At 68.4% G+C, this 11,156-nt stretch carries 9 protein-coding genes; 1 reads left to right on the top strand and 8 read right to left on the bottom strand.

Annotated features, from left to right (window positions below; all coding sequences use genetic code 11):
* The coding region (locus CCN44_RS45605) for a hypothetical protein (RefSeq protein ID WP_208639822.1) at positions 1–188 on the top strand (188 nt) is incomplete at its 5' end.
* A gap of 153 nt (positions 189–341) precedes the next feature.
* On the opposite strand, the gene CCN44_RS23445 is transcribed toward CCN44_RS45605, so the two are convergent.
* From CCN44_RS23445 to CCN44_RS23410, 8 genes are all read right to left on the bottom strand, one after another.
* On the bottom strand, positions 342–983 hold the full coding sequence (locus tag CCN44_RS23445; protein WP_086699275.1) for a GNAT family N-acetyltransferase: 642 nt from the start codon (positions 981–983) through the stop codon (positions 342–344).
* A gap of 290 nt (positions 984–1,273) precedes the next feature.
* Entirely contained in the window at positions 1,274–2,224 is a 951-nt protein-coding gene (locus tag CCN44_RS23440; RefSeq protein ID WP_086699272.1) for a metal ABC transporter substrate-binding protein, read from the bottom strand.
* Positions 2,225–2,718: 494 nt separating this feature from the next.
* Positions 2,719–3,363, bottom strand: coding sequence for a M23 family metallopeptidase (locus CCN44_RS23435; RefSeq protein ID WP_086699269.1), 645 nt, complete (start codon positions 3,361–3,363; stop codon positions 2,719–2,721).
* Positions 3,364–4,088: 725 nt separating this feature from the next.
* Entirely contained in the window at positions 4,089–5,678 is a 1,590-nt protein-coding gene (gene serA, locus CCN44_RS23430) for a phosphoglycerate dehydrogenase (protein WP_086699266.1), read from the bottom strand.
* A 293-nt stretch (positions 5,679–5,971) separates the two neighbouring features.
* Positions 5,972–7,270 carry an MDR family MFS transporter gene (locus CCN44_RS23425; RefSeq protein ID WP_086699263.1) on the bottom strand — a complete coding sequence of 433 codons (1,299 nt, stop codon included), beginning with the start codon at positions 7,268–7,270 and terminating at the stop codon, positions 5,972–5,974.
* Complete coding sequence (locus tag CCN44_RS23420) at positions 7,267–8,472, bottom strand: PLP-dependent cysteine synthase family protein (protein ID WP_086699277.1); 1,206 nt, start codon at positions 8,470–8,472, stop codon at positions 7,267–7,269. Before CCN44_RS23420 ends, CCN44_RS23425 begins: the two co-directional genes overlap by 4 nt.
* A 779-nt stretch (positions 8,473–9,251) precedes the next feature.
* Positions 9,252–9,596, bottom strand: a complete 345-nt coding sequence (locus CCN44_RS23415) for a hypothetical protein (RefSeq protein WP_143649926.1) — start codon at positions 9,594–9,596, stop codon at positions 9,252–9,254.
* Between the two features lie 650 nt (positions 9,597–10,246).
* On the bottom strand, positions 10,247–11,156 hold a 910-nt coding region (locus tag CCN44_RS23410), incomplete at its 5' end, for a VanW family protein (RefSeq protein WP_167404020.1).

Here is an 11,156-nt window from a genome sequence, read left to right as displayed (position 1 = left end):
GGGAGGGGATCGGCGAGGTCGCCTCAGAAGTGCCGGCAGTCGGCGTGGACGGCGCGTCATCGGACGCCGACGAGGACGAGCAGCCGCTGACCAGAAGCGCGGTCGCGGAGAGCAGCGCCACTCCTCCGAGGGTGAGCTTCAGGCGGCGCATTCGGGTGGACGATGCCGTGGCCCTGTGCGGGTGGTGAGGGCGGGCCGCGGTGCGCGTGTGCCCCGTCTCCGGTGCGTGGCTGGTCAAGCAGGATCTCCTGGAGTGCTTCCGGGACAGCCGTGCCGAGCAGACGGCGGTTCCGGTGGGGGTGATCTGGTCGGTCCTGGGCGGGGCGGACGAGGCCGGCGCCTCAGGGGTGCTCGGGTGTCGGGCCCTCGTGCAGCGGGAAATCGTAGGTGAGGAGGCGGCGGCCCTCGGGCGTGCGGACTTCTCCCTGAGGCAGCCAGCCGTGCCGCTCGTAGTACGGTCCAGCCCCGCCCTCGGCGGCGGTGACGAGAGTGACACGCGCGCAGCCCGCATCGGTGGCGTCCTTGACGAACCGCGCGATCAACCGAGCCCCTATGCCACGGCAGCGGGCGTGCTCGGCCACGACGACATAGTCCAGGACAGCGGTGACGCCGGTGGTACCGACGGCGGGAGCCTGCCGGGTCGCCCGGTTCGGTATCAGCTTGCGGCCGTAGCGCACCAGCCGGGTACGCAGGAAGTGCAGCGCGAGGCGGGGCCGCAGACACAGGCTGCCCAATGCGCGCAGCAGCAGTCCGCGGCCGTAGTCGCGCAGCACATGGCGGCGGTGCGCCGCCGGGTCGATCCCACCGATGAGGAAGCCCACCGGCTGCCCGCCCATTTCCGCGACGTAAGCACGCGCGTCCGGGCTGGTGAGGTAGGTCCGGTCGTACGCGGTCAGGAACCTCGGCCCGAGGCGCGCGAAGAAGCTGTCCGGAAAGTGTCTCAGGTGCTCGGCCACCACGAACGGGAGATCTTCCGGGTCCATGAACCGGATCCGGAAGCCGCTGTCCGCCGGCCGAGGGTCGGCTCTCCTCGGCCCGATCGGAGGCCCTTCGGGGGACTGACGCGGGGCGGAGAGTGCAGGACTCGGGTAGGCGGCTGAGCGCGTGTCGGCTTCCACTCGACAGAAATTACTACACCTCGTAGCAACTTAGTAGTTCAGTTGTTTACCCTGAGGCGGAGCAGCCGCCCCCGACCACGCGAAGCAGCCCCAGCAGGGGCGGCCTTCGGGGCCGGCACCCGAGGGACGACGGGGGACGGGCAGAGCAGGCCCCGTCACTTCGCGCCGAGCGCCTTCTGCAGCGCAGCGAGGTTGGCGCCCATGACCTCGATGTAGTCGTCACCGCGCGACTGCTCGGTGATTCCCTCGACCGGGTCGAGGAGATCGGTCTTCAGGCCGGTGTCCCGGGCAAGGGTCTTCGCGGTTTTGTCGCTGGCGAGGGTCTCGAAGAAGACGGTGGTGACCTTGTCCCGCTTGGCGATCTCCTGCAGCTCTTTCATCCGTGCCGCGCTCGGCTCGGACTCCGGGTCGAGCCCGGCGATGCCCTGCTGCTCAAGACCGTACCGCTGGGCGAGATAACCGAAAGCCGTGTGGGAGGTGATGAAGACCTTGCTCGCGGAGTTCTCCAGACCGTCGGCGAATCTGGCGTCGAGGCTGTCGAGCTTGGCGACCAGGGCCTCGGTGTTCTTCCTGTACGCGGCGGCGTTTTCCGGATCGGCCTTCTCCAGGGCTGCGCCGACACCCTTGGCGACCTCGGCGTACTTGACCGGGTCGAGCCAGATGTGCGGGTCGAGCGAGGCGGCGGCCTCACCGCCCTCTTCCCCGTCTTCGGTGTCCGCCGTGCCGAGATCTTCGAGAGTGGTGAGGGCCGTGGCATCGACGGCGTCCTTCACGCCGGACTGAGCAACGGCCTCGTCAACGGCAGGCTGGAGGCCCTTGAGATAGAGAACGAAGTCGGACTCGCCGAGCTGGGCCGTCTGCTGCGGGGTGAGCTCCAGGTCATGGGGCTCGACACCGGGCCTGGTGAGAGTCGTCACGGAGACGTGGTCGCGACCGATCTCCTCAACGAGGTACTGCATGGGATAGAACGAGGCCACCACATCGACCCTGCCGCCATCGTCGCTCCCGGCGGCGGTGTCAGAGGAGCTGCAGGCGGACAAGCCGACCAGTGAGAGTGCCACGGCGCTGGTGACGGCAGCGGCGGGTATGGAGAAGCGCAGGTGCATGACCCCACGCTCGCTGAAAACGACAACGAGTGTCAATAAGATTTACTAAGAAATTTCGGAGACGAGTGACTGCCCAACACGCGGGCAGCCCGGGCACTCCCGCGATTCCGTAGGAAATCCGCCGCCAGTTGGGCATGATCGCACCGCCGGTGGACGCACTATGCTCAGCGCCAGATCAAGGGCGACCAGCGCCACGATCACACCGATCGCCAGGGCCCGCCCGACCGCGGTGACCTCCACCCCGACCACATCGCGCTACTCGTGGCCGACCAGTCGCTGCTGCGGTCTCTGCCAGGACAGCGCGCTATCACCCTCCTGCGGCGGTGCAGCGCGCGTCCTCGAAGTCCAGGCATCTACCCGCGAGCGCGGTGCCACCTCCGACGGCCCCAGGTCGCCGACGACGACATGGCCGCGTACGCCCGCACGCCGGCAACCGCGTCCTGATGCGCGTGAGCACCCTGTCTCACGCCTCGGGCTGCGCTTCGGACCGCGCGTCAGACGGTGAGGCCCTGCGAGCGCAGAAACGCGAGGGGGTTGATCGCGGTGCCGAAGTTCGGGCTCGTGCGGATCTCGAGGTGCAGGTGGGGACCGCTGGAGTTGCCGGTGTTGCCGGACCGGGCGATGGTCTGCCCGGTCTTCACGGTCTGCCCGGCCTTCACATCGATCCGGGACAGGTGCGCGTACTGCGAGTACGTCCCGTTGCCGTGCTTGATCACGATGGCATTGCCGTACGCCGGTCCGTCCCCGCCACCGTTCGGCCCGGCCTTGACGACGGTACCGCCGCGCACGGCGCCGACCGGGGTACCGAGCGGCACGGCAAAGTCCTGCCCGGAGTGGGTCGACGACCACCTGCTGCCCGTCTGGGCGTAGCCCGCGGTGAGCTTGTACTTCTTGACCGGGGCGACCCATGAGGGCGCCTTCTTCGCGGCCGTCTTGACGGCTGCGGCCTGCTCGGCGGACTTCTCAGCGACCTGAGCCGTGGCCGAGCCAGGAAGCGCGGCGGCGGTCTTGCCCGTTCCCGCAGCCACCGCGGCGCCCACGCCGAGCACCGCCGACGCTCCGAGGCCGACGGCTATGACGGCCGCCCGAGTGCGGAGCAGTGACGAGCCGGGATTGTGGGAGCGAGTGCGCTGGGACATTCGGGATTACCTCCGGGCATGAATGGACCCGGCACACAAGCCACATGCCGGGCGGGCCACCCCTTGGTACCCGCGCTCCCTCCATTGCTCAAAGAGCCGTTCTACTAGCCAGGGCCGTAGACGGGCGTTCGGATCTCGACCTCTTCGGCACCTATGACCCTCGTGGCCAAATCACCCCAAAACGAACACCGGGCCACCTTGACGAAGAGGCTTACATACACCGCACAAGCGGCGCATAATGCCCACTTGGCCGCCGTTCCGTCACTCCGGACCCTGGAGCCCAAACCATCGCCAAAGCTACGCAGCGAAAACGCCTCCATTTACTGCAATTTTCGCCACTATTCCACCTAGTAAGGGATAAACATCCTGTGGGGCACATCACCGGACGGCGAGATCCCATAACCCTGGAATGTGACGCGCGCTACGCCGATACGCATGGCCGCTAGGCACCGCCGGCTACGGCCCGCTGGCGCCGGTATTGCGGAGCGCCTGAGCTACAAGCCAAGGGAGTCCCTGGTCAGCGCCAGCCATACCGCCGACCAGGCACGCAGGGCAGACGGCGACGCCGTCGCCGGGTCGTTTAACGTCGTCCCGGATCAGTTGGATACAGGGCGAGCCCGGACAAAAAGGGATGCAGATCGAGCAGGTGCGCCAGGGCGGTCCGGACGCCCAGTACCCGGTGACCCGCTGAACGGCACTCCGCGCCGTTCAGCGGGTGCTGTCGGTCAGTCGAGGTTGACTGAGCGGGCCGAGGTGGCGCCGATCTCCTGGGCGATTTCACTGCGGACGTCGGTCGGGACCTCGTTGTCGATGGTCAGCACGACCAGCGCCTCACCGCCCTCGTCCAGGCGGGAGACCTGCATCCCGGCGATGTTGAGGCCCGACTCGCCGAGGATCCGGCCGACGGTGCCGACGACGCCGGGGCGGTCGGTGTAGCGCAGGAAGACAATGTGGTCGGCGACCGGGACGTCGATGTCGTACTTACCCACCGACACGATTTTCTGGATGTGCTTGGGGCCGACAAGAGTGCCGGAGACCGAGGCCTCCTCACCATCTGCGAGTGTGCCGCGGACAGTGACCATGTTGCGGTGGTCCGGGGACTTGGAGCTGGTGGTGAGACGAAGCTCGACGCCGCGCTCCTGTGCGAAGAGCGGGGCGTTCACGTAGGACACAGTGTCCTCCACGACATCCTGGAAGACGCCCTTGAGCGCGGAGAGTTCGAGGACCTTGACGTCGTGCTGGATGATCTCGCCGTACACCTCGACGTCGAGCCGGACCGCGACCTCGCCCGCCAGGGCGGTGAAGATCCTGCCGAGCTTCTCGGCGAGCGGCAGCCAGGGACGTATGTCTTCTGCGATGACGCCGCTTTGCACGTTGACCGCGTCGGGGACCAACTCGCCCGCGAGCGCCAGCCGGACGGAACGGGCGACGGCGATGCCCGCCTTCTCCTGGGCCTCGTCCGTGGAGGCGCCGAGGTGCGGGGTGCAGACGACCTGGTCGAACTGGAAGAGCGGGGAGTCCGTGCAGGGCTCCTGCGCGTACACGTCCAGGCCCGCGCCCGCGACCCGGCCCTCCTTCAGCGCGTTGAACAGCGCCTGCTCGTCGACGATCCCGCCGCGCGCGGCGTTGACGATCCGGACGTGCGGCTGGACCTTGTGCAGCGCCTCCTCGCCGATCAGGCCCAGCGTCTCGGGGGTCTTCGGCAGGTGCACGGTGATGAAGTCCGAGACCTCCAGCAGCTCGTCCAGTGAGAGCAGCTTGACGCCCATCTGCGCCGCCAGCGCGGGCCGTACATAGGGGTCGTAGGCGACGATTTTCATGCCGAAGGCGGACATGCGCTGGGCGACCAGGGCACCGATGCGGCCGAGGCCGACGACGCCGAGGGTCTTCTCGCTCAGCTCCACGCCCGTGTACTTGCTGCGCTTCCACTCGCCGTTCTTCAGGGCGGTGTCGGCCTGCGGGATGTTGCGGGCGGTGGCGATCAGCAGGCCGCAGGCGAGCTCCGCGGCCGTGACGATGTTGGAGGTGGGGGCGTTGACGACCATCACACCGGCCTGGGTGGCGGCGGGTACGTCGACGTTGTCCAGGCCGACGCCGGCGCGGGCGACGACTTTCAGTTTCCTGGCCGCGGCGATGGCCTCGGCGTCGACCTTGGTCGCGCTGCGCACAAGGATCGCGTCGACGTCGGCGATCGCCGGGATGAGCTCGGCTCGGTCGGCGCCGTTGCAGTGCCGGATCTCGAAGTCCGGACCGAGTGCGTCAACGGTGGCGGGCGACAGCTCTTCAGCTATCAGTACGACGGGTTTCGGGCTCACGGTGGTCTTCAGTCCTTACCTATTCCTTCGCGGACGGCCGTCTCGGCGGCCGAAGGCGGTGGCGACTTGCGATGGGGTTCTGCGGGGGCGGGAGGAGTGCGGCCGACACAGCCCGACGGCTCCACGACCGGCCCGTACGAGGCGTGGCAGGTGATCGGTGGCCTGGCACGGGCGGGCGAGGGCCTGGCGGTGCTTGTGTCCGTGGGCGCACACGCCCGCCCATCGACGTGGGCGTGGCCGGCCGGAGGGGGCGGCAGCGAACTCGTCCGCCCCCTCCAGCGCAGGACGTCGTGTTATGCGTGCGCGGGCTCTGGCTGCGCCTCGCGCACGGGTGGTGCCAGGCGGCCCGTGCGGTGCAGCCCGTAGAGGGCGGCCGCGCAGGCGAGGCCGAGCGCGCACAGCGCCACCCACGGCAGTGCGGACATCCCGGCGGCCCGCGCGGCGTCGAGCGCGGCACCCGTCAGCAGGTTGCCGAGGGTGATGCCGATGCCGCAGATGGTGTTGTACAGGCCGTAGTGGGTGGCGACGAGGCGGTTGCCGGAGAGGCGGACGATGGTGTCCATCTCGAAGGGGTACGCGATCATCGTGCCGATCGCGAGGAGCAGCGCGGACAGCGCCGGCGGCACGGCCGCGAGCAGCCACAGCCCCACCCCGCCGTCCGGCACCGGGACCGCAGTGGCCACCAGCAGCGGAACGAACCCCAACCCCATGGTCAGCAGCCCCCAGGTCAGCGCGCGGCCCGGTTCCATGCGGGCCTTGCACCAGGCGGTCACCTTGGTCTGGAAGAGGATCGTGCTCAACCCCGAGACGGCAAACAGCACCGCCACCGCCCCCGTGCCGAACGTCCCGTCGCCACCCAGGCGCCGTACCTCCAGCGGCAGGGCCAGATAGACCTGGAACTGCATGACGTAGAAGCCGATCATGGCAACCGAGAACAGCAGGAACGGCCGGTTGGACACGATGCCCCGCCACTGGGACAGCACGCCCTCCTGGTCCTGTCCGCGCCCCGCGTCGTCGCCCCGGCGGGCAGGCAGGGCCCGGATCTGGACGATGCTCAGCAGAGCGAAGATCCCGGCCGCGGTAAGGCACGTGACACGGAAGCTCACGCCGGTCAGCAGCATGCCCACCAGCGGGCCGAGCAGAATCCCGGCCTGGTAGAAGACGTTGAACAGCGCGAACGCCTCGACCCGGCGTTCACCCGCGTCCGCCGCGACATAGGCTCGTACGGCCGGGTTGAACAGCGCCCCGGCCAGTCCCGTCGCCGCCGACGCGGCCAGCAGAGCGGGTACGGACTCCACCAACCCGAGGGTCGCGAAGCCGACGATGCGCAACACCAGACCGGCGATGATCATGGGCTTGTATCCGAGCCGGTCGGCGAGCGTTCCACCGAGCAGGAACATCCCCTGCTGGCTGAAGTTCCGCACGCCGAGGATCAGCCCGACCAGCCAACCCGCCAGCCCCACGGGCCCTGCCAGATACGCCGCCAGGTACGGCATCAGCATGTAGAAGCCGAGGTTGATGGTGAACTGGTTCACCATCAACAACTGGACGCTGCGCTCGTAGGAACGCACCTGCGCGAGGGTGCCCTTCACCGGTTGCCCTCCTCGACCTCGTCGAGGTCGTCACCCTGCTCGGTGATGTCGCTGTCCGCCAACGCCTCGGCTTCCGTGTCGGTCGCGTCGAGCAGACCGACCGTGTCGTACTGCTGCGGCTCAGACTCGGCCAGCGTCAGCGGGTCCACGACGTTCTCGCACCGCGTCCAGCGGCTGACCTCCTTCTCGTCCAGGCGGCCGATCACCTCCGGCTCCGGCGCGGGCGGGGAATCGAGCAGGCCATGGGCGGCGCAGTAATCGTCGTCATAGACGGTGCCCAGGTAACGCTGCGGACCGTCGGGGAAGACCGCCGCGATCCGGGCGTCCGCGGGCAGGGTCCGGGCCAGCCAACCCGCGACCAGCGCCACCGCGCCCACGCTCCAGCCACCCGTTGCGTAGTGGGAGGAGGCGAGCTGACGGCAGGTCCACACCGACTCGGCCGGGGAGACCCAGTGCACCTCGCTGAAGTTGTCGTACGCCACGTTGCGCGGGTAGATGCTGGAGCCCAGGCCACGCATCAGCCGGGGACGGGCGGGCTGACCGAAGATCGTCGACCCGATGGTGTCCACGCCGACCAGCTTCAGATCCGGGTAGAGCTGCTGGAGCACCCGGGAGACTCCGGCGGAGTGCCCGCCGGTGCCCACACTGCACACCAGTACGTCGATGTGGCCCAGCTCCGTGGCCAGTTCCAGGGCCAGCGGGGTGTAGGCGGTCGTGTTGTCCGGGTTGTTGTACTGGTCCGGGCACCAGGAACCGGGGTGCTGCTCCATGAGCTTGGCGACCCGGTCCCGGCGCGCCTGCTGCCAGCCCCCAGTGGGGTGCGGCTCGGAGACGACGTTGACCTGGGCTCCGTACGCCATCAGCAGCTTGGACATGGACATTTCCAGGCCCGGGTCGGTGACCAGGGTGACGGGGTGGCCGTAGACCATGCCGGCCAGGGCGAGCCCCAGGCCGAGCGTGCCGCTGGTCGACTCGATGATCCGGGCGCCCGGCCGCAGCTCACCGCGGGCACGGGCCCGTTCGACCATGTGCAGGCCCGGACGGTCCTTGATACCGCCGGGATTGAAGCCCTCCAGCTTGGCCCAGAAACCTCGCCCCTCCGGGGCGAGAGGCTCCGATACCCGCAGCAGCGGGGTGTTGCCGACCAGCCCGGACAGGGCAGAGCGGGTGGGGGGTGTCATGTCAGTGGTCGGAGAATGCATTGTCCGCTCTCGTTCGATGATGTGCGTCAGGTGTTCGCTCATCTCGCATGCGGCCCGAGCAGGGCAGGGAGCAGTCCTCGCCTTCGCGGGCAGCATGCGGCAGCCGTTGTGTACGGCTGCGACCGAGAGGTCTAAATCCGCCACCGACAGACGATCGTGAGCGTGGAGCGGCCGGGCGTGGCTATCCGATGTCTACGGCGCCGGGGCTGAAGCGCGAAGAGCCCTACGGCCGCAACTGCCGGTACTGCGGTGGCAGGGAGCAGCGCTCCCGCGCGGGTCGGCGAATCCGGGCCACCCTGAACCTGGGGGATCAGTCCGGGGGATGTGCAGAAGGCACCGCCATGCGAATGCCCGGACTCGTTCTGAAGTGCAGATTCGACTTCCGGCGCTGTGCCACTGGCCAGCACCAACGACGGAAGATGACCATGGTCTCCGTCATGCGGAAGGGCAGGACAGTGAAAGAGCCCCGTCAGCAGTAGGGCACCCAGCACCCAGGCCAGCAACCGGCGCGGCGATGGCCGAGCAGGTTGGGCTGGAGGTGCGAGGGACTGGTCGTTCGGCACAGGTCCTCCGTGCGGCTGCCGTCTCCCGGCACTGTGGACTAGGGAGAGCAGCAAGAGGTCGGCGAGCAGTGGGCGAGCGCCGTCGTCCGGACCGTTCAGCCTGCGAGCGGCCGTACGGGAAGTCGGGCGCCACAATCCGGCCAAAGCCGCACGCAACGGACAGTAGCGGTCCATTCGCTTTACTGCGCGGGATTGACCAGCGGAGGCGTGCCGAATCTAGACCTGCAGCACGGTGGAGGTTCTGGACTCCATGGGCGACGAGACAGTCACCCCTGCCCTTTCCGGGAAAATCCGACGGATGTCCGCCCCGCGAGGCTGCAGCTCCTCGCTCAACGGAGAAAGACAGGGAGCACTAAAGGCGACCCCCTGCTGGGGCTGCCCTGGCGTGCACTCCTGCGCAGGGTGGGAGGGGGCTTGATCGTGGTCGTGCGAGTCGAACGACGCACCTTTGAGCGTCTGCTCAGCATCGGCGACCAGCGTCGTGACCTGCCCGTCGACGGCGCCCTGCGAGGCGGTTGCCGCAGTGGCATTGATATGCCCTGCGACACCCTCGGTGCTCACACTGTGGGCGTATACAAGGCCGAACAGCAGGGCGGCCAACCCGAAGAGATGCAGCAGACCAGCCCATGGGCGTGCCTGCCGCGCTCCGCGGGGAGACCAGTTCGTAACCACGCCGTGATCCTAGCGCGCCTCGCGACACAACACCGACGTCACCCTGGAATCACGAGTTAACAAGATGTGAACACATTGTGAGGAGCATGAATCCTAAACGAAACGAAAGCAGCGCCTCAGAGTTGAGCGGTCCCAGGGGCGCCTGATGTCTCTCGACGACGGATCAGCCGTTCTCCAACGGTGGGTAGCCACGCCGGCCCTGACCGACCCGGTAGTCGGTACATAGGAGGAGGCGCAGCCCGAGGTCAGGGCGCGGAGGCGTCCGCGTAGCAGGAGAGTCCTCAAGATCCGGCCGGACGTGGGACGTAATCGTCAAAACACGGACCCACACGGTCCGGCGGGCAGGACGGCAGCAGCTGGCGCAGTCCGTGCACGAGTCCAGCAGTCACTCCATGGAGCGCGCCGTGGCAGTCGCGTCGCCACACGACGTCGACCGGTCTCCCCGCGCTCATCCTGCGAGGTTGATTCCCGGGCTGTGGACGCGCCGCGTGACGGGCACGGGGACGGCCCGGAGGTCCGCCCCCGCGTTCCGGCGCTCGTCACTCGTCGGTCGCTCCGTCGCAGGTGACCTTGTCGCGGGGCACGTACCGCGTCTTGAAGGTCTCCCGCTTCACTTCCTTGCCGCCGTCCTTGAAAACCCGGTCGACCGCGACGTCGAAGCCTTCGAGGGGGGTCTGCGGCACGCACTTGTCCCCGGAGCCCTCGCGGGTTGCCGGCTGCTTCACGTTCGTGCGCGGGCCCTTGGCCGCTTCCACCGCGTCGTACTTCTTGGCGCCGAGGAAGCTCACGGTCACGGAGCTGTCCGTAGCGCGCGCGTCGATGTAGATGGCGTTGCCCGAGTCGTTCTTGAACTTCAGGTCGAGGCTGCCCCAGGCCACCGTCGCCTCCCGGCCCTCCGGGTAGCGCTCGATGTAGAAGGAGTGGGCGCCGTACTCCACCGGCTTGACTCCGGCGAAGAAGATGGCGTTGAAGGTGGTGGTGGCGACCGCGGAGACGCCGCCTCCGGCGGCCTTCTCGAACTGGTCGTTGTTGATGATGATGCCCTCGACGAACCCGTTGGCCTCGGTCCGCTCGCCCACGGTGCGGTTGAAGCTCCAGGTCTCGCCCGGCAGTACGACCGACCCGTTGATCAGTTCCGCGGCGCGGCCGATGTTCGTGACGCGGTAGGGGGCGGGCTCGAAGTTGACCGTGAAGGTCGACATCTGCTCCTTGATGCCCAGGCGGCCGACGTTGTCCCGGGTCAGTTTGGGCTGCACCTCCTCGGTGGCCACCGCCCCGGTGCGGGCCGCCCCGGTCTCGGTCAGCAGCGGCAGTACGGCTTTCTGGAGCGCCTTGGCCGTGACCTCCTGCCCGGTCTTGCCGTCCGAGGCCACCACCACTCGCCCGCCGTCCAGGCGCAGCTTGGCGTTGACGGCCTTGTCGGTGGCCAGCGCGAGCGGGCTGGCCACC

This window comes from Streptomyces tricolor, assembly GCF_002155905.1.
GTDB lineage: Bacteria > Actinomycetota > Actinomycetes > Streptomycetales > Streptomycetaceae > Streptomyces > Streptomyces tricolor.
Note: the sequence above shows the minus strand (reverse complement) of the source record. Positions and strands in the feature narration are given on the sequence as shown.